The sequence below is a fragment of the Paraburkholderia sp. DHOC27 genome, from assembly GCF_003429005.1.
Lineage (GTDB): Bacteria > Pseudomonadota > Gammaproteobacteria > Burkholderiales > Burkholderiaceae > Paraburkholderia.
In genome coordinates this window covers 50474-74057 of sequence record NZ_QVQV01000010.1, presented here as the reverse complement: position 1 = coordinate 74057, position 23584 = coordinate 50474, and the positions used below count along the sequence as shown (strand labels likewise).

Genomic DNA, 23584 nt, shown 5'->3' with positions numbered 1-23584 from the left:
GAACAGTTAGGAGACTTAAATGTATAGCAAAGCCAGATTTGGTTCGTTCGCGGTTTCGAGCTGCTTTGTCGCCTTGGCAGGTGCGGGCCTCTGCGCCCCGGCGTACAGCGATCCGGTGACACTTACGGTTGCGTTGGCGGCGAACCCGCAAATGCAGACGGCAGCAAAGTTGATCGGAAATTTCGAACAGAAGTATCCGGACATCAAGGTGCAGTTTCAGACTCTCCCGGAGAATCAACTGCGCCCGGCGGTTCTCAAAGACGTGGCAACCAAGTCTGGCCAATACGACGTTGTCATGATCGGCGCATACGAGGTCCCATTGTGGGCGCAAAAAGGATGGATCGTCGATCTGAGTTCTTACGCGAATTCCGACACGGCATGGGACCAAGCCGATCTCCTCAAGCCGATTCGTAACCTGGTCTCGTACCAGGGCAAGATGTACGCGACGCCTTTCTATGGGTCGTCGTCTTTCCTCTTCTACCGCAAGGATCTTTTCGCAAAGGCGGGTTTGACCATGCCCGCTACGCCAACCTGGGATCAGGTGGCGCAATACGCGGCCAAACTCGACGACAAGAGCGCGAACGTGTCTGGTATCTGCCTGCGCGGTGTGCCGGGTTGGGGGCAGAACCTGGCGTCGCTGACCACAGTGATCAACACGTTTGGTGGGCGCTGGTTCGACCAGAAATGGCAGCCGCAGCTTTCTGATCCGAAGTCAAAGGCGGCGATCAGCTTCTACGTCAATCTTATCCGGCAGCACGGTCAACCTGACGCTGCGAAGGACGGCTGGCAGGAGTGCCTGCAACTGTTCTCGCAGGGACATGCAGCCATGTGGTACGACGATACCGTCTTCGCTGGCCCTGTACTTGACCAGGCGGGTCCGGGGCTGCGTGACAACATCGGCTTCGCAATGGCTCCCGTGAAAGATACGAAGGCTTCTGGCTGGCTGTGGGCATGGGGCCTGTCCATCCCGACGACGAGCAAGAACAAGGATGCGGCGTGGAAGCTGATTGCGTGGCTGACCAGTCCCGAATACATCAAGCTGGCCGGATCAAAAGCAGGCTGGGGCCAAGTGCCTCCTGGATCACGCACCTCGACCTATCAGCTTCCCGACTACAAAAAGGCCACGGCGGCATTTAGTGATTTGACGCTGGCGTCGATCAATTCGGCCGATCCGCTGCACCCGACAGTTATGCCGGTTCCCTACACCGGCGTACAGTACGTCGACATCCCGGAGTTCGAACAGGTCGGTGATTTCACCTCGCAACAGATCGCTGGCGCGATCAGCGGGCAGATTACCGTTGACCAGGCTATCGACGCTTCCCAGAAAAAGATCGTCGAGATCATGCAGGATGGCGGCTACATCAAATAGCAGGGCCAGTCCTCTGTTTATCTGCACGTAAGCCGGTGCCAGCGGCACCGGCGGCATCAACCTGGGAAGAACTGTCATGTCCTATTCAAGTGTGTCAGCTGCACCGCCAGACGCGGCGAGGTCCGCCGCGCTAGTCAAACGCCACCATAAGAAGATATGGATGCTCCGGGCGCCATTGTTGCCAGCCATGCTGGTAGTGATCGCCGTTACCCAGGCTCCGTTTGCGATCACCGTCTTTTATAGCCTGTTTCGATGGAACCTCGTCTCAACAAGCGCGAGGCGATTCGTCGGCATCAAGAACTATGTGGACGCTGTTTTGGATCCTGTGTTCCTCAAGGCAATCGCTAACACAGCTGGCATGACCGTAAGCATCGTGGTTTGTGCAATCGTGGTCGGGGGACTTCTTGCACTCGGACTTCATCGCAGCTTTGTTGGACGCGGCGTCGCGAGAACACTTGCAGTCACACCATTCTTCGTGATGCCTGTTGCGGCAGCGCTCTTCTGGAAGGCAGGACTGTTCGACCCTACGTTCGGGCTGCTTGGCTGGTCAACCTCGGCACTGGGATTAGGCCGTATCAATTGGGTCAGCGAGTATCCACGGGTTTCAATTGTTATCCTCACTGCCTGGCAGTGGTCTTCGTTTGCGCTACTGATACTGCTCGCCGGTTTGCAGTCGTTCCCGGTTGAGGTGAGCGAAGCTTCATCCATTGATGGTGCGGGGCGGTGGCTTTCGTTTCGCCGGCTCATGCTGCCGCACTTGCGACCGTTTATCGAGCTGACCGCGCTGCTGGCATCCATGTACGTCCTCGAAAACTTTGCAGCAATCGCGACACTCACAGCAGGCGGTCCTGCTTATGCGACCACGAACCTTTCCTACTATGTTTACCTTGAGGCGTTTAGCGCCTTTGACCTGGGCCAGGCATCGGCCTACGGCGTTATCACGCTTGCGATCGCAATTGCCCTTGTGATGCCGATGTTACGAGTTGTCGCTGGAATCTTTCGTAGTGGAGGTAGGGCATGAACCGGAAAACTTCAAAGGCGATTTTGAACGCTCTGCTGTCCGCGCTCACCTGGCTCGGTGCACTTCTCATGTTTGCACCGATTGCATGGATGGTCTTGACGAGTTTCAAGACCGAGCAGGATGCGATCAGTTCGCCGCCGTTGCTCTTCTTCAAGCCAACGCTCGCCCATTATGTCCGTATTTTTGACGGAGATTTCGCAGCTTTCGCGATTCACTCGATACTTGCTACCGGGATATCAACCGCCATTGTGATCTGCCTCGCGGTACCCGCGGCATATGCCATATGCGTAAGACCCGTGGAGAAATGGCGCGACGTTCTGTTCTTCTTTATCTCGACAAAGATGATGCCGATCGCAGCTGGCATTGTGCCGATCTATCTGGTCGCGCAAAGCCTCGGGTTACTCAACACGTCGTTGCTGCTGATCGTCGTCTACACGTCCATGAATCTTCCGCTCGCGGTCTGGATGATTCGGTCATTCATGAACGAGATTCCGGTTGAGGTTTTCGACGCAGTGCGTGTTGACGGTGCCGGCTTTTTCCGGGAGCTTCTGCGTGTCATCGTTCCACTCATCATGCCTGGTCTCGCGTCTACCGCTTTGCTGTGCGGAATCTTTGCATGGAACGAATTCTTCCTGGCCGTCAATCTCACCACAACATCAAGTACGTTGCCGGTCTTTCTACAAAAATTCCTGAGCTTCGGAGAGCTATACACAGCTCAGGTTGCAGCGGTCGCGACGCTTCTGAATATTCCAGTCGTCGCAGCCGGGTGGCTTGCCCAAAAGAGCCTGACCCGCGGCCTGACATTCGGTGCTGTCCGGTAACTCACACGACCTAAGTCAACAACTGGAGACACAAGATGCGCGCTATCCGTATTGGAAGTAACCACATGATCGACGTCGTCGAGCTGGATGCTCCGGCGGTGAAGCAAGGCGAAGTGGTCATCCGCCCAGTGGCGTGCGGAATTTGCGGTACTGACCTGCATATTTGTCAGCATGGGTTCCCGGGCACGAACTACCCTGTAACTCCCGGCCACGAGTTCGCCGGACATGTGGTCGCCGTTGGCCGCGATGTCACGAATATCAAGGAGGGCGACTTTGTCGCTGTCAATCCCAACGTTTCGTGCGGCGTGTGTGAGTGGTGCCGGGAGGGCAAGCCCCATCTGTGCAATGCACTGACGCCGATCGGTGTCGGTCGCGCGGGGGCCGCGGCAGAGCAGGTTGCCGTGCCGGGCAAGAACGCGTATCTCGTACCGGAGAGTATTGGGCATGGTGTGGCAGCACTGATTGAGCCTATGGCCTGCGCGTTGCACGCAGTGGAATCGTCCCAGGGTGTGAAAGACCGGCGCGTGCTCGTAATGGGCGCCGGCACGATGGGGCTGCTCATCGCAATCATCTCCAAACAGTTCGGTGCGGCTGAGGTGACCGTCGTCGATCCCAATCCAGCCAAACATCCGATAGCGTTGCAGGTCGGTGCCGACAAGGCATTGTCGCCAGATCAGATTACGGATGAAAAATACGAAGTAGTCTTCGAAGCTGCAGGCGCAATGCCTGCGCTCCGACAGGCGCTGGCTCTGATTCGTAAAACCGGCGTATTGGTCCAGGTCGGGGTTCATGGTGTCGAAGCCACGATCGATGTAAATCCGTTCACGATCTACGAACATGAACTGCGTGTCGTGGGTTCAAATTCTCTCGCAAACCAGTTTCCGGCCGCAGTCGATCTGATGCCTGACATTTCAGACCGGACCGCACAGCTGATTGGTGACACTTTTTCCGTCTGGGAATTTGCAACAGCGGTGAAGAGCATGGCAGCTGGCCATGCGGTGAAAACGCAGCTGAGTTTTGACTAGGTAACCGCGCAGCGCGCTTGCCGGGTCGCGATGCTAATGGGCTAAGTGAGGAGAGGTGGACGCTGATGATGGATTCACTTGTTTGCGGTGTTGATGTTGGGTCGACCAATGTCAAGGTGATCCTCGTGGACAGGAGTGCCAATACCGTCTGGACCAAATCGATTCCTGTGCCCAGGATTGAGCAGACAGGCGGCATCGTGACGGACGCGTCGGCGCTGGTTGTCACACTCGAGCAACTAATCATCGAAGGCTGGCACGCCACCGGTGCGAAAAATCCGCTTGGTGCGATCGCAATCACGGGTGTTGGCGAAGACGGCATTCCTGTTTCAGTTGACCTCAAGCCGCTAGATTTCGCGATTCCGTGGTTCGACAGGCGAGCCGAGAAGCAAGCAGCACAGATCCGGGAACTCGCAGGCGGGGAAATTCGCAGTGGTCTGGCGATCGACTTTTCACGTTCGGCGGCCAAGTGGCGCTGGCTGCGGGAATACCATCCCGAAGCGATGCGTAATGCGCGCCTCTGGCTCGCAATCACGGACTATCCCGCTGCTTGGTGGTGCCGCACGGCCTTCATGAGCGAGACGTTGGCGGCGCGTACGGGCTGCTATGACGTGTTTGGCCGCAAATGGTTGCCGGCCATGCTTGATACATGCGGTGCACCGCCATTGCCGCGCGTCGTAGCGGCCGGCGAGGTGGTCGGTGTTGTGGAGCGAGGGTCGTTGATCGACAGTGGCGCAGCGTGCGGTGGAACACTGATCGTTGCGGGGGGGCACGATCATCCCGTGGCGGCCTCTGCAGTACGACGCTTGAACCAGCATGCGCTGGTCGACTCGCTCGGGACCGCAAACCTTATGTACGACGAGATCAAGAATGCGGAACCGCGCAGCGATCCTTACCTCGCTTTTTCTGTACCTGCGCTGGGGAACGGCGGAACCGCCTGTCTTGGCGTGTTTGAGTTTTCGGCTGCTTTGGAGCCCTTCCGGACAAGAGACTCTGGTGTTGCTTTACGGTCGTTCCTTGCGGGCGGTCGACTTCCGGGAAAGCCGAGCCCTATCACCGACACTCTGGAATCACTGGAACGCGGGCTGAATCCGCTGATCACATCGAAGCCATACGGTGACGCACACCAGTTGAGGGCCGCGCTCGAAGCCGGATGCCTGTATGCAAGACGGATGCTCGAAGCAATCCGGAAAACTGGTTCGGGCGGTACCCCGATGTACGCGGTTGGTGGTTGGGCCAGATCGGAGGCCCTCCTGCAACTGCGTGCAAGCGTGTACGGAGAGCCCGTCTCATCGGTCGATGAAAATGAGTTGACCGCACTCGGTGCGGCATTGATAGCAAGAGACTCGATAGAGAGTCCGGTTACCCAGCAGGTTTTTCAGCGTGACATCCGGGTGATCCAGCCGGTCGCTGAATGGCAAGAGATTTATGAGCGTCAGTATCTGGACTTCCGGAATCGGCTCGAGGAACTAACAGAGCAGTGACCCGCTTGGCAGGTCGTCGCGCTGGCTCCTGAATGGGCCGGCACACCGTACACACAGGAGACAATCGTGGCCGTCGTCGAAATTCGAAACCTCAAGAAATCATTCAACGGTGTAGACGCCGTTGAGTCGCTCAACCTTACTTCTGAAGATGGCGAGTTCATCGTGATCGTCGGGCCTTCCGGATGCGGAAAGTCGACCACGATGCGCATGATCGCCGGACTCGAAGAAGCGACTGCCGGATCGATTCTGATTGACGGCCAAGATGTGACCGACTCGTCTCCGACGGAACGGGATGTGGCTATGGTTTTCCAGAACTATGCCCTCTATCCCCACCTGACCGTGTACGAAAACATGGCTTTCTGTCTACAGGTGAGAAAGTGGCCCAAGGCACGAATTGATGAACGGGTCCGGCAGGTCGCGGAATCGTTGGCGCTTGCCCCGCTCCTGCAGCGTAAGCCGGCCGCTCTTTCAGGCGGCCAGCGACAGCGGGTAGCGCTTGGCCGCGCGATCGTCCGCGAGCCGCGTATCTTCATCATGGACGAACCGCTATCGAATCTTGACGCGAAGTTGCGGGTAGACATGCGTGGCGAAATCATCAAACTCTGCCGACGTCTCAAGGTTACGACTTTTTATGTAACCCACGATCAGCTAGAAGCACTGACGATGGGCCATCGGGTGATCGTCATGCGCAATGGCATTGCGCAGCAGATCGATACGCCGCAGCGAATTTACGATGAGCCTGTGAACCGTTTTGTGGCAGGTTTCATTGGAAGCCCTTCGATGAATTTCCTGAGCTCGAGCGTTGAAAGCAACGGCCAGTTCTTGCGTGGTACGGGTTTCCAGTTGCGGATGTCAGACCGCATTGCTCGCGCGCTCAGTGCGACTTCGAAGAAGAGAGTAGTTGCTGGCATTCGCCCAGAACATCTTTTCCCCGCGAGTGAAGGTGAAAACCTCAAAGACTCTGACAGCGGATGGGTACAGGGACGCATCGAGCTGATCGAACCATTGGGTTCCCAGGTCATGGTTCAGGTCGCGGTCGGCGATTCTGTCGTCACTGCGCAATTCGAACGTCAGCCGGGGCTTGAGGTGGGCAAGACCATCACGCTGAAACACAAGGTCGATACGCCGCACGCCTTTGACGAGGACACTGAACGGTCGGTTATTGCCGCTGGCGGAAAAGAGGCTCGTGCGCCGTTGGTCAGGGCTGCATGAGCGATTGCGTCGCTGATCCGCACTGTTAGCCTTTAACCGTCCTGGTAGACTGCCATGAAAAAACTTGTCAACGATCCAACTAATGTCGTCCGCGAAATGCTCGAAGGGCTTGCCCGGCAGGCGTTGCATCTCGCGATCCTTGGAGATGAAAACGTCCTGGTCCGTAAGGACCTTCCAGAGCCTTCCGAACGTCCTGTTGCGATTGTCTCTGGAGGCGGCAGTGGTCACGAACCGGCGCATGGCGGCTATGTAGGAACCGGTATGCTCAGTGCCGCCGTGTGCGGCGAAGTCTTCACGTCTCCATCTACTGATGCTGTGCTTGAAGCCATCCGGGCGACTGCCGGACCGCAGGGTGCCTTGCTCATTGTCAAAAATTACACCGGAGACCGTTTGAATTTCGGCCTCGCGGCCGAGATGGCAAGAGCTGAAGGGATTCCCGTGGAAATTGTGACGGTGGCTGACGACGTATCGCTACGTGGCAGAACCGAGCGCCATCAACGACGTGGGATCGCAGGGACCGTGCTGGTGCACAAGATTGCTGGAGCTGCTGCCGCCAAAGGGGCCTCATTGAACAAGGTAGCTGCGATCGGGCGCGAAGCGGCGGCCAACCTCGGCACGATGGGCGTAGCGCTTGACGGGTGTACGTTGCCCGGCGCAGAAAAAGCGGGGTTCTCTCTCGGTGAGGACGAGATCGAACTCGGACTGGGTATCCATGGCGAGAAGGGTGTCGAACGTACTGCGCCGATGCGCGCCAAAGAGTTGACGGAGACATTGCTTTTCAACATCGTCGAAGACCTTGGTATAAAAAGCGGCGAGCGGGTCGCCCTTCTGGTGAACGGACTGGGCGCCACACCCGAGATGGAACTGGCGATTGTTCTCCGCGATGCGCTCGAGAGCCTGAGGCGGCGAGACATCGCGGTCGAGCGTGGGTGGGCCGGGACGTTCCTTTCCGCGCTAAACATGCCTGGCTGCTCCATTTCTCTTCTTCGTCTCGATGATAAACGGCTGGCGTTGCTGGATGCTGCCACGGCCGCCCGCGCGTGGCCGGGACTTGGGGCGATAAACCGGCATATCCACGTTCCGATTACCACCACAACGGTCGACACTGAAGCGGCTGTCGACAGTCGTGATCAGGGCGATGTTCAACATTGGCCCAGAAAGCTGAAGCCAGCGATGGACGCAGTCGCCCACGCGCTGCTAGCCAACGAAGCCATGCTGACAGACCTCGATTCGAAGGCCGGTGACGGTGACCTCGGGAACAGCATGAAGCGAGCGGCAGAAGCCATTCTTGCCGTCCCCGCCGAAGTGCTCGTCACCCCGGACAAGGCGCTTGCCACACTCGCTACCGCACTGCGCAGGGCGATTGCGGGCAGTTCGGGGCCATTTTACGCAACGGCCCTGGTTCGAGCCTCTCGAACACTGGCGGACCGATTTGATCCGACAGCGCGAGATTGGGCCGCAGCCCTGCACGGCGCGGCCGAAGCCATCAGCGAACTGGGCGGTGCAAAGGCCGGAGACCGGACCATGCTCGACGCGCTTATTCCCGCTGCATCTGCGTTTGAGAGCGGACTGGAATCGGGACTGACTGCTGCCAAGGCCTGGGAGGCCGCGGTTAATGCTGCGAAGTCCGGTGCGCAAGCCACAGCGCAAATGGCACCTCGGGCGGGACGGGCCAGCTATCTGGGCGAGCGGGCTATGGGATCTCCCGACGGAGGAGCGGTCGCCGTTGCCTGCTGGCTGAGCGCCTTACAGCCTTTTATCGCCACGCGCTAACGAGCCCGACGAGCGAAGCGATGTCGTGAGGCGCAACTAGATCGACACGTCGAAGTGGAAAAGCTTTGCACCGAAGCTTAGTAGCAAAATTGAAACTAAGGAATGCGAAATGGCAAGGAAGCTGATTGTCGGTAACTGGAAGATGAACGGGACTTTGGTATCGAACACCCGTTTGCTCCGCGAGATCCGGGACGATTCAACGATTCAGGCCTCGCAGATCGATGCAGCGGTGTGCGTGCCGTTCCTCCACGTACCCGAAGCGCAAGTGATCCTGATGGACTCAGCACTTAGGTTGGGCGTACAGGATATTTCCGCGTTCCGCGATGGCGCCTTCACCGGCGAAATATCCGCGGATATGGCAGGCGAATTCGGTGTTCAATACGCCGTTGTCGGTCATTCGGAACGCCGGATCTATCATGGCGAAACGCCAAAGACAGTTGGCGAAAAAGCTCTTCGGGCTATCGAGGCGGGCATCACACCTGTGGTCTGCGTGGGGGAGACTCAACAGGAGCGAGAGAGTGGATGCGCACGGGAAACGGTAGAAATCCAGCTAGTGGCAGCGCTAGATTCGCTTACCACTGACCAGGCACGCGGTCTGGTGCTGGCCTACGAACCGGTCTGGGCGATCGGTACGGGCCGCAGTGCGAGCGCGCAGCAGGCGCAGGAGATGCACGGATTTCTTCGTGAGGTGTTGCGCTCGCGAGCCGAATCGCTTGCGAGCGTGACAATTCTCTACGGCGGAAGCGTTAAGCCGTCGACTGCGGCCGAGCTGTTTGCGCAGGACGACATTGATGGCGCCCTCGTCGGCGGCGCCTCGCTTGAGGCCGCGCAGTTTCTCGACATTGTCCATCTGGCAGCGAGTCCAGCTGTCGCCCCGATGTAGTCACACCTCAGGCGGCTTCGGCCGATCGTCTCTGCACGCAATTCGACGAACGGCCGTTGTACCTCCAGAAGCCGCCCGAAACGTTGAGTTTGCTCGTCCGGCCGCAGCGGGTCGATGACGGTCCACAGTCTCCGGCAACAGTCGGCCATAACCCGCCGTTCACATGTGTCGCCAGTCGGACGTTCGAGCGACGACTTTACCCTGTAGTCGGCCATCCGATTGCCGAAAGGATCGTGAGTAATCAAATCGATCTGATGGTCGTCTGGCAGACAAAATTATGGCTTCAGGTCCAGCGCCTTGAGTTGTTTACGGGCCGCCCCAAAGTTGCCACGCTGGTAGACGGACGCGCCTGCAGGTGAGAACTCGAACGTCCGGAACGGTTCGGCGAGCATCCGTTTCAAATAATCTTGTCGAGCGATCCCGATCGTTATGTGGGGGATGAAATTCTTCCCTGAAGCTTTCGGTACCAACGTAGCAACGTAGTCGATTGTTGGATGGTTAATTTCAGGATCATCAGGGGTAGTCACGAACGCCGCGGCAGTTCCGGTCTTGACCGTAAAAGGCGCGATCGCGTCGATCAACTTCTGCTGTAGCCTGATTAGATTGGAATCCTGTCGAACAACGATGCCGGCCAGACCGATGTCATGATCAGGGATGAAGTGGTATTTGAACGCCTGCAGTTTCAATTGGGTAACGTTCTCGGCTATCAATACCTAGTTCGCTGCGTTGTAGACGTTGTCGAGGTCCGCTGTGCGGACGTAACGCTGCAATATCGTAATGTGCGGGCGGTGTGACGCGTCGAAAGCGAAGCCCTTCGGAAAAACCTTGCGCAGACGAGCATTAGCGGCATCCGCCTCGCGAATCATGGTCGTATCGGGCTCCAGTGCGATGTCAATGGCCGAGACCGTATCTTCTTGCCCCGCGGAACTCCGAGCTGCTTGTGCCAGTGCGCTAATACTCGACATTGACAATGCCCCACAACGTCACACCCGCAATCAGGACAACCTTGAGATTTTTCATCGATAGTCCCCATGGATCAATCGCTTCTGCACGTGGGAATGCCAGAGTCGTCCATCGAAGGATACTTTGGCCGAGGATCGGGAACTGGTAGCGACCAGCTTGGCCGGTCTCCAAATGCCTGAAACCCAATGTTCAAGCCTGCGCACCTGCGTAGCTGCATCGAGCACCAGCTTAGCTACGTCTGTACGCAAAAGACTGTGCGTACACAGTTCGCGAGTCGACGAACGTCAGGGATACTTTCAAAGCCGCCTATCGGCTAGCAGAAACAATGACATCCCGGTGCCGTCTCCGCGCCCAACTCGACCACTCAGCGGCGAACAAAATGCATGAGCGGCGCCAAGCCGGTCAACAAGTCGCCTTCCATGACAATCGTGCAGTTGACTCGTTTCTGTTCGATAAAGACGCGAAAGACGTCCTTGGTACCCATCGCAGTCCCCGGCTTCAGCCCGAATGAGCGGCCAGTTTCCGGAGCGCAGGACCCGCGTGGTCGTGAAACCGGCGGATACCCGGGCAGAGATAGTTCAAGTTCGGCTCACCCTCCGGGCTGCGGATAAACCGGTTCTTTGGGCACTCGCCCCAGCACACTTTCAGATGTTTGCATTGGCGACAGAATGCCGGCAATGAGTCGCGCTTGGCGTACCCAAACGCCTGTTGACGGGGCGAAAACGCCATGGCACCGATATGTTTGTCACGAATGTTGCCCAGCGCGTAGGTTGGGTACACGTAATGGTCGCAGGAATAGACTTCGCCATCGTGTTCGATGGCAAGCGCCTTGCCACAAAACTCGGCTGTCACGCAGGTTTGTGCCGGTCGTCCTTTCGTCTGCACTACGGCCGTCTCGAAGAGGTTCACGAGCACGCGCCCGACATCCTTCTTTAGCCACTCATCGAATGTGCGCGAGAGAAAATACCCCCAGTCGTCGGGATCGACGGACCAGTCTGTCACGACCGAGTCAGCATTGCCCGGCTTTGCCGCGCTGCTGCCCATCAGTGGCTGTGCTTCAGCAGGCCAGTGTTGCGGTGCGACCGAGTGAAAATCCTTCGGCTCGACGCAAGGAATGAACTGGATATACGTCGAACCCAGTTCGTTGCGCAGGAAGCGATAGACGTCGAGCGGCCGCTTCGCGTTCAACCGGTTCACGACCGTCAACGTGTTGAACGGCACAGCATGCTTGCGCAGCAGGGCCACGCCGCGCATCACGCGGTCGAATGTAGGCCGGCCCTTGCGATCCACGCGCAACGCGTCGTGCAGTTCGCGCGGACCATCGATGCTGATGCCCACAAGAAAGTTGTTTTGCTTCAGGAACTCGCACCAGGCGTCGTCGAGTAGCGTGCCGTTCGTCTGGAGATCGTTAGAAATGCGTCGGCCGGCGGGTGCATAACGTTTCTGAAGTTCAATGATGTCGCGAAAGAAGTCGAGGCCGAGCATGGTCGGCTCGCCACCTTGCCACGAGAAGATAACCTCGTCGCCGTTTTGCGCCTCGATGTACTGGCGGATGTAGCGCTCCAGCATCGTGGGACCCATGCGTCGCCCGCGATGCTGTTCCAGCAGATGTTCCTTATGAAGGTAGTAGCAATACGTGCAGTCGATATTGCACGTCGAACCGATGGGCTTCGCCATGGCATGAAAGCGGCCTTTCTGCGCCGGCGCGACAGGCTCAGGTCCAGCCGGACGCTCCGCGAAGAAGGTGACAGGTACTTCAACCGTCGTTTCGCCGAATTCGCGCATGGCTCTCTCGTATCCTCAGTTTCCGGTTTCCGATCCGCAAATGGCAGCCTTGCGTGCCGTCATTCGCTTCATACCACGGTGGCATCTTTGATCCTCTCCCGATTCAGGCAGGCGAAAAGATAGGAGCAGCGGCCGCACATGGCGACCGCTTGCCCGTATCGATCGAGCCGTCAGTTCCCTGTTGGCAGGGGGATATTGAAGCCGTTTTTGCCGAGCTGATCACGGACATACTGGAATCGCTGGTACTGCGTGAGCGTGATAGGTCCGGCATACCCCTCGCCCTGCATCTTGCGCGGCGGATATTTTACGTATGTGCTCATCAGGTCCTTAATGGCTGCGTTGAATGCCACAAGTGTCCAGGAGTGTTCCGTGAAGTTGTTCATGAAGATGTCGTAACGCTCCTGAGGATCCTGATAGAGGTCGAAGATCTGAGGAACTGTCGCAACATAACTCTCCGGTCCCTTCCAGCCGAGATTCGAGTCGACAGCAAGGCCGCCGGTCGTCTGCCCGTCGTCGCCGCGTAGATTGAATTCTGCCTTGAAGCGGCCGAGGCGGACGGCACCTGGAGTGAGTTCGTTCTCTGTGAAATAAAACCATTCGTTGCGGCCGGACTTGCCAGTTCCAAACAGCACCGGTGTCATGTCGTAGCTGTCGAAAACGATTGGTTTGCCTTCACGATCGTTCTTCGGTAGCGAAACACCGGCGAGCTTCGCGAACGTCGACATGAAATCGAGGCCGCCCAGAATGTCGAAGTTGCGCTGCTGGGGCTTGATCGTGCCGGGCCACCACGCAATGCATGGCACGCGGGAGCCGCCTTCGCGGTCGGTGCCTTTGGTGCCACGGAACGGCGTGTAACCGGCATCCGGATACACGTCCTGCCAGGCACCGTTATCCGTTGTGAAGATCACGAGCGTGTTCTTGTCGAGTCCTTTCTCCCGCAACTTGTCGAGGATGCGTCCAACACGTGCGTCAAGCTCGACAAGCGAGTCCGCGAACTTGGTCTTGGCCAGAGACTTGCCAACATAGTCAGGCTCGGGGAGGTTTGGCTGGTGAAGCTTCATGAAATTGACGTTCAACAGAAAGGGTTGCCCCTTGGCCGCAGCTTCATCAATATCATCAAGTGACGCTTTTTCGATGTACTTGTCGAGAAACGGGATTCCGACCACGCCCTGCTGTGGCGTATCGACGTACTCGCCATTTACCTTGAACTCCTCGTGCGCCTTCTCGCCGGCTTTGCCCGAAAGCATTCCCGTGGTTACCTTCGCAAACATCTCTCGGGTCTGCTGGTCCATGTCTGGGAACCACTTGGGATCGGAGTATGTATAGGCATTCAGGTGATAAAGGCCGACGTATTTCATGTCGTCGTAACCTTGAGCATTGGGCAGCGCATAGTCCGCTTCACCGAGGTGCCATTTCCCGGTGAAGTAGGTGTTGTAGTGAGCGGTCTTCAGAACAGATGCGATGGTCCATTCCGCCGCCGGAAGGCCACCACCCTGGCCCTGGAATGCGACTGTCGTCATGCCGCTACGGTTTGGATTCCGTCCCGTCTGTATGGCGGCTCGCCCCGGAGTGCAACTTGGCTGACCGTAAAAGTCGAAGAAGGTAATGCCCTCGTCAGCCATGCGGTCGAGATTGGGAGTAGGGGCACCGCGGCCCTCACCACCGCCATAGGCGCCCAGGTCACCCCACCCCACGTCGTCGGCGACGATCAGAACGATGTTTGGATGCGCGGATTGCTGCGTATTGGTCTGCGCCTGACCGTTCACGGCCAATGCAAGCAGCCCCACCGCTGCAAGGGTGAACGGAGCCCGCGCGACAGGTTTCGCAATTTGGACAAGGCGATGCAAACGCGGCATACGATTCCCCTGAAAATCTTTGAACGTTGGCCCGACCTCATCTCGTGAGCAACGTGGCGCACCGGTCAGGACTTCGACACGAGAGGGGATCGAATCCGCGTCATGCGCAATCCTTCCCATCAAAGTGACTCGTGAATAGTTTTCTCCGAAAACGTTCCAGAGACTATTGGGGTTAGGTGCAAATCGATTGCCCCTTGGGGAAATATTTGTCCCCATTTAATTTGATAGTGTCTTGCGTGATGATGATTCTAGCGGCGTGAGACTTAAGAGTTCCATCGGCGAGCAAATTGGGAATGACCGCAATGAGTTTAGAAGCCGACGTAAGCCCGCATGGGTGCGGCCGACCGGTATGGGTCGACTCCGGGCAGTAGCATCGGACGAAACTCGCGCAAGAAGGGGCGCTGGCTGCGATCATCGTTTCGACATTGGTGCGACTACTGGGCACCGGTTACCGGCCATAAAGCCTGACCTCAGTGTTGCGTCGTACTCATTCGTTTCGAAGCCTGTCTTTGTCGGGGGACTTTTCGCGAGATCACATATGCGAGCATGTATCGAAGAGCCCGGAGAACGGAAGGGTCGGAGTGTCTGACACACGCGCATGACCCGGGACGGCGGCCCGCAAAGGTAACGCGGATCGGAGCGTTTCCATTACGAAGACATCACCTCGATTTCACGCCCTGCAATATTGATCGATTTATCCTGAAGAATAAGTGCGCCCTACTTCACAGGGTGCGAATCTTTTTCATTAGAGCTGGGTAATGGGTTGTACAAACGTAAAAGCGGCTGCTTCAAATGAATTCGCGGTTTCCGGGTCGTCTGCGAGCGAAAGCTCGTTACATACAGTAGCTCAATCGAGGAGAGACAGCGGAGTCGGCGCATCCCCGCTTACGACAGCTTACGGATACATCGGCCCAGCCGAAGAAGTCTTGCAACTTGTGAGGGTGAGCCGTGCGCTGACCGAAATCAGTACGGCGCGTTTGTCCATGATGATGACGCGTGCGTGGCGTGCTTTACTGTGTTCCGATCGAGGAGGGGCGCGAGCGCCCACGGAAGAACTTGCATTTTCACTCGGCGACCTGCCGTTTGACGAACGCTGCCAGAAGCGCTGGGAGATCGCGATATTGCAAGCTGGCAGCATGGTTCTAAGGGACGATTGCGCGGGCGCGTTGCCGCTCGTCATATCCGCGATGCGCCACTGCCTGGACGAATCGCTCGCCAATATTGCCCGCACAATCTGCCGATATGCGTACTGGAAGCTCGGTGATCTGGAGCAATCCATGTCGGTCGGAATAGCTACTGCCAGCGTCCCGCCAACACACCTGCAAAAAATAGCGACCGTGCTGGATCTGTCGTTGGTGGCTGCCGTGGAAATGGACCAGTTGCGTTTCTCCTCGTCCCGTGTCCTGGCCGACGATGCCATCAACCTGTGCGAGGCAGGAGAGGGGCTTGCACTGTCAGCGGCGACACTGTCGGGCGCGATCATCGGACAGCTTCTTTATGAAGAAGGCTCTATCGACGAGGCGTATGGGTGGCTTTCCCAGCGTCTCGCTCAAATTCGTAACAGTGGAAGTATCGAGAGTGCCGTGCGCGCTTATCCGACGCTCGCCAAAATCGCGGCGTCGCGTGGCGAGAGAGATGCTGCACGCCTGCTTCTGGAGGAAGCGGAAGCGCTCGGGTGGCGGCACGGCTGGACAAGGCTGGTAGCAGCAAGCCTGGACGGGCAGATCGCTCTGCTTGTCGAGCGTCGCGCGATCCGTGCAGCAAATATCCTTCTCGCGCGGCTCGCTGCGTTGGATCATGCAAACGGTTCGGCGCCCAACCGCGGGGGTGGATGGATTTCGCGCTACGTCGTGTCTGCTCGCGCCAGAGTAGGTGTCGTATCGCGCGCAAGCGTCAGCGATGTTTCTGCATTGCGCCAATTGCATCACGAAGCCGTCTGCCGGCATGACCTGTATCTCGCGGTGCAGGTTTCGGTGCGCCTGATCGATGCGCTCCTTGCCATCGGCGAGCAGCAGGACGCTGCCTGCATGCTGTTGCGGACCCTGAACCTTGGCGCGGACGTGGGACTTCATCAGACCTTTGTCGATAGCGGTCCACGAGTTGGGAAATTGATGAGGCAGATTCACCGTGGCGACTTTCCCGGCAATGCTGAAGCGCGTGAGTTGCTGCCCTATCTCAGACGTCTGTTGCCGCGACCCCGGGGCGTCCCGGGCTTCCATGGCGTAAAAGCGACATGCCGGCTGAAAGTACGAGGGGGCACGCTCAGCGAGCGGGAGTGTACTATTCTGATACTGATGAGTCAGGGCATGTCGAACAAGCAGATTGCCCGTCGACTCTGTATTACTGCCGAGACGGTCAAGTCGCACGCCAAAAAACTTTTTGTCAAGCTCGCCGCAAAGAATCGGACTGAGGCGGTAGCTCGCGCAACCCATCAGGGTCTGATTCAGGCATCAGGAGCGAAGTTGGAATGAACGCTGTGCCGGGCACGCGCTCCTCCTATCGTTTCGCAGACTTTCGTCTCGATACGACGAATGAATGTCTATGGAGGGAGCGCTCCGGCGCGACGCCTGAGCGCATTGACCTCGCGCGCAAGACGTTCGCGGTGCTGCGGCAACTCCTTGAAAATCGCCATCTGCTCATTACTCATGATGCGCTGCTTGAAGCGGTGTGGCCAAATGTGCATGTGCAGCATGAAGTCGTGAAGGCGCAAATTAGAATGATTCGGGCCCTTCTTGACGATAATGCGAAGCAACCGCGCTTCATCGAAACGGTACGCGGTCGCGGATACCGGTTTATAGCCCCTCTGCAGCTTCATGCCATCAAGAAGCCGGTAGACGCGAGTGATCCGTGCGCGACCCGGTTTGTGGGGCGTGCCCGCGAAATGGCGCAATTGGCGGCCGCCATGAAGCAGGTCCGATCCGGGACCAGCCAACTGGTCGTCGTTACCGGAGAACCAGGAATCGGCAAGAGTGCACTGCTCAAGGCGTTCTCGACAGCCGAGATCTCCGGCCCCGATGATGCATGGCTCGCCGAGGGAAGTTGTATCGAAGGCTATGGCGGCAGGGAGCCGTACTATCCCGTCTTGCAGGCGCTCAAGCATCTTTGCGAAGGGCATCGCGGCAGTGAAGTCCTGAGAGCGCTGATCACGATTGCCCCTACGTGGGCGTTGGAACTGCCAGGTCAGATAACGAACGATGACCGCGAGGTCATGCAACGACAGATTGTCGGCGCGTCGCGTGAACGCATGCTGCGTGAAATTTGCGGCTTGCTCTCGTCCATCACGCAGACACAACCACTGGTTCTCATTTTCGAAGACGTTCATTGGGCCGACTACTCAACCGTTGATTTGCTTGCCGCAATCGCGCGTCAATTGCGAACGCTCCGACTGATGGTGATTGTCACTTATCGTCCCGACGAAGCGGCGATGGCCCACCATCCCATTGAAGACCTGAGTCGTGAGCTTTTCCTCCGGGACCTATGTCTGTGTCTTGCACTAGATCCTCTAACCGTCGAAGCGGTGAGGACGTTGCTCTCAGAGAGCGATTCTTCCGATCCGGTTGAGGAAGAACTGGCATATCTGATCGCGCAACGTTGTAGCGGCAATCCACTTTTTATGCGGGCTATCTTCGCGGACCTTGTCGAGCGCAACATGCTCCGGAAGACGGCGACAGGCTGGCGCGCATCCGTTTCATTGACAGAGATCGCAGAGGTGGCGCCGCGCTCGATCATGCAGACGCTGGAAGGGAGAATCCGACGGCTCGGTAACGATGAGCGAAACCTGCTTGAGACCGCGAGCGTCGCGGGGGCGCGGTTTTCAGGGGCGATTGCGGCTGGCCCCGCGAACTTGTCCATGGAACGTTTTGATGATCTATGCGGTCAACTGGCCCGCAATCAATATTTCATTCAAGACTGCGGAGCGGGGCGATTGCCTGATGACAGCGCGGTGGCGCAGTACCGTTTCGATCACGCTCTTGTTCGCACCGCGTTCTACGATCGTCAGGGACTGACGCGTCGTGCACGATTGCATCGGCAAATTGCCGAGCGAATCGAGGCAATCTACCCGGCGGACCAGAGGCAGGACGTCGCGTATGAACTGGGGCAACATTTCGCTGAGGCGAGAGACTGGCTCAAGGCAATTGATAATTTAAGCATCGCGCTTCAAACGGCAAGGGTCCGGTTTGCCTATCGCGATTCGCAGTTGATTCTCGATCTTGCCATGTCGCTCTGCGAAAAGTTGCCAGCCGAACTGCGGGCAGTCAAACGTATTGAGTTTGCGGGGACACGTGCGGCTCTTTATTCCGCCGCGTACGATCCGCGCGCCGAGGCCGCATGGGCGGAACTCGAACGTCAGGCAAGTGCGCTCGGATTACCTGATGTGCGACTGCGCGCCATGCTTGGCCTCGCTCACGTGCTAGGCCGCAGCGACCGGGAGCATTGCGTTGAAGTGCTCGATAACGTCCTCGCGTTGTGCGCATCGAACACCGACGCGCGCGTCAGTGCCTACGTCCGCGTGTGCGCTTCTGTCAGGCGGCTCTGGGCGAGCGGCTGGTCAAACGAGGATCTGGCCAGGTGTGAGGCGGCAATCGACAGCTTGCGCACGATGGGCGATCCGCTTGTCATGGCTGAAGCGAACATGGAATACAGCATCGTGTGTGTGATTTCCACGCGCTACCGGGAAGCGCTCGAAATTGCACGGATCAACTACGGTGTTTTGTTTGAACACGCGGTTCAATATCCGGGCTTCGATCTGGCTAGATCAACGTGGATGATGAGGCTAGGCACTCCGTGGTCACAGCTTTATCTCGGCGATATTGGCGATGCGATCGCGTCGTTCGATCATGGCATTGCTTCGTTCCGCGACAACGGTGATTATTTTTCGGCGCGAACCCTTGAGGTCTACCGAGGGTGGCTGCTCGTCCACACGATGGACTACGAGTTGATCATTGAAATGTACGACCGATTCGTTCCGGTCGTGGACGTTGTCGCTGAAGACGCAGAGCTGGATCCGGGCGCGCTGCTGCCCGCGCAACACCAGACATGTATTGTGCTGGCCGGACTTGCATACATTGGAGTCGGTGATGGCAAGCGTGCAGAGTCATTGCTGGCTGAAGCGGAACGGCAAATGAACCTCAAGCCGACTATCTTCGACTGGTATTGGCGTTTGGCGATCGAATGGGGTGCGGTCGAGGCAGCGATGTTGAACAAGGATCACCAATCTGCGAGTTTGCGCACGCAAGCGCTTTTGAAGCTCGCCCTCGCCACCGAGGACCGAACGTGGCAAGCGTTCGCGTGGGAGGTTGCGGCACGCGAGGCGAACCAGCGCGACGATCCGCGTACTGCACTCGAAAGCATCAACGCGGCGTTTCGCGTCGCGGATGGATTTGATACCCCACTCGCCGACTGGCGACTGCATCGAACTGCCGTCGCTATTTATCGGGCACTCTCCGACACCGAACAAGCCGAGCTGCATCAGCACTATCTCGCATCGACGCTTGGGCAGTTGACCGACTCGCTGCCTCGCGACGCAGAGTTAGGGCAACGACTACGCGCGATAGGCGATAGCTGACGCCGTGCGCCGACGTCAGCGAATGCTGGTGCGAGCCAACCCAACTGATTGCCTGTTCCAGATCAAGACTCAGCTACGCCTTAATTGGCGAGCGGCACTGACTGACCAGGCCGCTTGCCAACGAGCATGCAGTGACGCAGTCAACTCAGAAGTTTTCTCGCAACATTTCGAAAACGTCCGCACCGCGGCCATGAAGGATTGCACGTGCAGAGTAGAGCGCCATCCCGACGACAGGTTTCATCTCTACAAAAGGTGGCTTTACCAGTTCGAGTGGATTGACGAGAACATTGAGCAATGCCGGCCCAGGTTGCGCGAGCCATTCCTCTACTGCCTCTTCAAGTTCGGAAGCATTTTTCACAGTCCGTCCCCACAGACCGATAGCCTCCGCGACTTTCCCAAAGTCGGGGTTCTTGAGATGCGTGAAGGTGTCGAGCATGCCTTCAGACTTCTGCTCAATTTCAACGAATCCCAATTTGCTATTGTCGTACACCGCGATCTTGATCGGCACGTCTTCCTGAATGGTCGTGAGGAGTTCGCCAAACAACATCGACAAGCCGCCGTCACCGCATAGCGCGATAACCTGCCGGTGCGGCGCTGCCTTCTTGAGGCCCATCGCACTCGAAAGCGCTGTCGCCATTGTGCCGTGAAGAAGACTGCCGAAAATTCGCCGCTTGCCGTTCGTGGACATGACCTTATGCGCCCACACGATGGGCGTGCCATCGTCTCCGGCGATCAAGGCATCTGCATCGGCGTATCGATCAATGACCGAGGTCAGATACGAGCCAGGAATCGTATCGTCGTGGCCAGGGACGAGATGCTCGTTCCACGAAGCCATGACGCGCCGAAAGCGCTCGACGTAGTGATTGAGAAACGACGCATCGCTTTTCGGCTCAAGATGAGGCAGAAGTGCCTGCAAGGTGGGCTTTACATCACCCACCGCGCCAACAGTGACATGATGGCGCCGTCCAAGGTGAGTCGGGTCAATGTCGATTTGAACGATGTTGGCATTGTCAGGATAGAACTGCCGCCAGGCGAAGTCCGCGCCCAGCAGCAATAGCGTATCGCAGTCAAGGAGTGCATGGTAGCCCGCTTCGTTGCCTAGAATGCCTGTCATCCCGACGTTATAGGGATTGTCGTGCTCAAGGAAACTTTTTCCCCGCGTCGTATGGGCCATGGGTGCCTTGAGAAGCCCGGCAACTGCCTTGATTTCTTCGAGCGCTCCTTCACAACCTGAGCCAGCATAGATTGCAACTTTGGTGCCCGCGTTCAGGATTTCGGCAATGCGCTGAATCTCTTCGTCGTTAGGGCGGATGGTTGGATGGCTGTGCTGCACGCGGTACGGATAGTCTTCGCGGACTTCGCCGTGCGAAATATCAACGGGGACGATCAATACCGCAACGCCACGCCTGGCGAGTGCAGCCTGACATGCCATGACGGTTTTCTTTCGCGCCTGTTCCGGTGTCAGGATCATGTCACAAAAAACAGAGCATTCCTTGAAGACCGACTTGAAATCGACCTCCTGGATGAATTCAAAGCCCATCTCCGCCATCGCAACCTGAGTCGCAATCAAAACAATAGGTGACCGGTTGCGATTCGCCTCATAGAGTCCATTGATGAAATGCAGGCTGCCAGGTCCGCAGCTACCCGCGCAGGCAGTCAGTTTGCCTGTCAGGAGTGCCTCTGCGCTCGCAGCGAACGCACCTGCCTCTTCATGACGCACATGAACCCAGTCGATTGAACTCTTGTCGAGGTTTTCGGCAATGAGGTTCATCGTATCGCCGACGATGCCGTAGCAGCGCTCTACGCCGGCCTGTTCCAGCACTTCAACGACGATCTCTGCGACTTTCTTTCCCATGAGTCACTCCGGGCGAGGGGATTAATCGGTGATGTTAAAAGCAGAGTTTGTCGCGGCTCGATGTTCCGTCGCTCCGCCCTCTGCGGTACCTTCAAAAGTGGAGCATTAGTATGGTTCGAACAGCCCGGTGCCGGTATCCCTCCGTTGGGGGAGTGATGGGCTAATGCGTGCTCAATGCGTGCGAGGTCCAGGTGTCGCGGCGCACGATTCCCAGCGCTTAAAAGGGACGACAGACGAACAATGATTTTCTGCGTATACATCGCATTACAGAATATTCGCGCAGTGAAAATATTCGGAGACTATTAGAACAACGAGGCCTTTCGCACGGAGTGCCAGTCGGAGAGCGCCAAAGACTTGATATTTTCGGCCACTACCTTTTCGCTCTTCCCCGATCGGGGGATGGAGCGGCTCCTCGAGGTGACGCACACTGTAGCCCCTGTCAAGGCTCCTATATCCCGTCGATTTGTGCGTGAGATTTCCCGATTGTTAGCTATGCATTGGCATCGTGCAGCAATGACCGGATTAGCCGCGCTTTGGCGATTTCTACGAGAAGCATTGGTTAACCAGAAAAGGAATCGGCGGTCATGCACATCTTTGATGCCTTGGATCTTGCAAGGCTGCAGTTCGCGTTCACCGTATCCGTCCACATCGTTTTCCCGGCGATCAGTATCGGTATGGCCAGTTTTCTTGCGGTGCTGGAGGCGCTTTGGCTCTTTACTGGCGACCGTACCTACCGCCAGATGTTCGTGTTCTGGTCAGGCATTTTTGCGGTCGGTTTTGGAATGGGCGTGGTATCCGGCGTGGTCATGGCATATGAATTTGGCACGAACTGGAGTGGCTTTTCCACGGTGGCCGGCAACGTCACTGGCCCGCTGCTGACTTACGAGGTACTGACCGCATTCTTTCTCGAAGCAGGATTTCTTGGCGTGATGCTGTTCGGCTGGCGACGGGTGAGCCCGCTTTCGCATTTCTTTGCAACGCTCATGGTCGCCTTGGGTACGTTGATCTCGACGTTCTGGATCCTTGCCTCTAACAGTTTCATGCAAACGCCGCAAGGTTACGCTGTCGAGAGAGGGCGGATCGTTCCCGTGGATTGGTTCAAGATCATTTTTAACCCATCGTTTCCGTTTCGACTCGCGCATATGACAGTCGCCGCGTTCATCGTCGCGGCGTTTATCGTCGCCGCATGCAGTGCGTGGCATCTGCTGCAGGGCCGGCGCGAAGCACCCATCACGCGCAGTTTCTCCATGGCGTTGTGGATACTGTTGCTGCTTGCACCAATCCAGATTTTCATTGGCGACGCGCATGGTCTCAATACACGCCAGTATCAACCTGCGAAGATTGCCGCTATCGAGGGCCTGTGGGTAACGGAGAAAGGCGGTACCTCGTTAAACCTGGTGGGACTACCCGACATGAACGCGGAAGTCACACGTTACGCAGTCCGGATACCGCACCTTGGCAGCCTCGTCCTGACACATAGTTGGACTGGTGAAATTCGCGGGTTGAAAGACTTCCCACCGCAAGACAGGCCCTTTTCGCCGATCATCTTCTGGACGTTTCGAATCATGGCGGGTCTAGGCATGCTGATGGTGCTGACAGCGCTACTCGGGCTGCTGCTGCGGGTTCGTGGGGACCTGTACACAGCACGCTGGTATCACCGCCTCGTGCTGTGCATGGGGCCGTCTGGTCTCATCGCGCTGCTGGCAGGTTGGATCACGACAGAGGTAGGCCGACAGCCGTGGACTGTGTACGGCGTGCTACGTACTGCGGACTCGCTTGCACCGATCAATGCAGTGCAGGCAGGCGTCTCACTGCTGATCTTCGTCATTGTCTACTTTCTGGTGTTCGGAACGGGTGTCTTCTACATGCTACGAATGATGAGTCGCGGGCCGGACGTTCACTTCAACGAAAACGGGCAGCACGGGCATCCACTCCTGAACAACCGCGCGCTCGACGCGCTCAAGGCGGAGTGAC

General features: G+C 57.5%; 15 protein-coding genes. 11 read left to right on the top strand and 4 right to left on the bottom strand.

What is annotated here, in order from left to right:
- Positions 1-19: 19 nt before the first annotated feature.
- From D0B32_RS27790 to tpiA, 8 genes are all read left to right on the top strand, one after another.
- Complete coding sequence (locus D0B32_RS27790) at positions 20-1369, top strand: sugar ABC transporter substrate-binding protein (protein WP_117337541.1); 1350 nt, start codon at positions 20-22, stop codon at positions 1367-1369.
- Positions 1370-1556: 187 nt separating this feature from the next.
- Positions 1557-2390 (top strand): carbohydrate ABC transporter permease, encoded by an 834-nt coding sequence (locus tag D0B32_RS27785; RefSeq protein WP_259295182.1) that lies wholly within the window; start codon positions 1557-1559, stop codon positions 2388-2390.
- A complete protein-coding gene (locus D0B32_RS27780; RefSeq protein WP_181969930.1) occupies positions 2387-3211 on the top strand; it encodes a carbohydrate ABC transporter permease in 825 nt (274 codons plus the stop codon). Before D0B32_RS27785 ends, D0B32_RS27780 begins: the two co-directional genes overlap by 4 nt.
- 65 nt (positions 3212-3276) lie before the next feature.
- Positions 3277-4236, top strand: coding sequence for an alcohol dehydrogenase catalytic domain-containing protein (locus D0B32_RS27775; protein WP_259295181.1), 960 nt, complete (start codon positions 3277-3279; stop codon positions 4234-4236).
- A gap of 65 nt (positions 4237-4301) precedes the next feature.
- Positions 4302-5717: an L-fuculokinase gene (locus tag D0B32_RS27770; RefSeq protein WP_117337539.1), complete on the top strand. Its 1416-nt coding sequence runs from the start codon at positions 4302-4304 to the stop codon at positions 5715-5717.
- A gap of 66 nt (positions 5718-5783) precedes the next feature.
- Positions 5784-6929 carry an ABC transporter ATP-binding protein gene (locus D0B32_RS27765; protein WP_117337538.1) on the top strand — a complete coding sequence of 382 codons (1146 nt, stop codon included), beginning with the start codon at positions 5784-5786 and terminating at the stop codon, positions 6927-6929.
- A gap of 54 nt (positions 6930-6983) precedes the next feature.
- Positions 6984-8702 (top strand): dihydroxyacetone kinase family protein, encoded by a 1719-nt coding sequence (locus tag D0B32_RS27760; protein ID WP_117337537.1) that lies wholly within the window; start codon positions 6984-6986, stop codon positions 8700-8702.
- Between the two features lie 109 nt (positions 8703-8811).
- A complete protein-coding gene (gene tpiA, locus D0B32_RS27755) occupies positions 8812-9585 on the top strand; it encodes a triose-phosphate isomerase (protein ID WP_117337536.1) in 774 nt (257 codons plus the stop codon).
- A 275-nt stretch (positions 9586-9860) separates the two neighbouring features.
- On the opposite strand, the gene D0B32_RS27750 is transcribed toward tpiA, so the two are convergent.
- The 3 genes from D0B32_RS27750 to D0B32_RS27735 all read right to left on the bottom strand — a co-directional run bounded on the left by D0B32_RS27750 (position 9861) and on the right by D0B32_RS27735 (position 14309).
- The gene (locus D0B32_RS27750) at positions 9861-10271 is read right to left on the bottom strand and encodes a hypothetical protein (protein WP_147329573.1); all 411 of its coding nucleotides are present in this window, start codon (positions 10269-10271) and stop codon (positions 9861-9863) included.
- Positions 10272-11046: 775 nt separating this feature from the next.
- Positions 11047-12333, bottom strand: coding sequence for an anaerobic sulfatase maturase (locus D0B32_RS27740; protein ID WP_117337533.1), 1287 nt, complete (start codon positions 12331-12333; stop codon positions 11047-11049).
- Between the two features lie 170 nt (positions 12334-12503).
- Positions 12504-14309, bottom strand: coding sequence for an arylsulfatase (locus D0B32_RS27735; protein WP_259295180.1), 1806 nt, complete (start codon positions 14307-14309; stop codon positions 12504-12506).
- An 815-nt stretch (positions 14310-15124) separates the two neighbouring features.
- Between D0B32_RS27735 and D0B32_RS27730 the strand changes: the two genes are divergently transcribed.
- Both D0B32_RS27730 and D0B32_RS27725 read left to right on the top strand, forming a co-directional pair.
- Positions 15125-16660, top strand: a complete 1536-nt coding sequence (locus D0B32_RS27730) for a LuxR C-terminal-related transcriptional regulator (protein ID WP_259295197.1) — start codon at positions 15125-15127, stop codon at positions 16658-16660.
- A complete protein-coding gene (locus D0B32_RS27725) occupies positions 16657-19755 on the top strand; it encodes an AAA family ATPase (RefSeq protein ID WP_117337530.1) in 3099 nt (1032 codons plus the stop codon). The genes D0B32_RS27730 and D0B32_RS27725 overlap by 4 nt, the downstream gene beginning before the upstream one ends.
- 145 nt (positions 19756-19900) lie before the next feature.
- Here D0B32_RS27725 and D0B32_RS27720 read toward each other — a convergent pair whose 3' ends face one another.
- A complete protein-coding gene (locus D0B32_RS27720) occupies positions 19901-21610 on the bottom strand; it encodes a thiamine pyrophosphate-dependent enzyme (RefSeq protein WP_117337529.1) in 1710 nt (569 codons plus the stop codon).
- A gap of 584 nt (positions 21611-22194) precedes the next feature.
- Here D0B32_RS27720 and D0B32_RS27715 point away from each other — a divergent pair.
- Complete coding sequence (locus D0B32_RS27715) at positions 22195-23583, top strand: cytochrome ubiquinol oxidase subunit I (protein ID WP_117337528.1); 1389 nt, start codon at positions 22195-22197, stop codon at positions 23581-23583.
- Position 23584 lies beyond the last annotated feature (1 nt).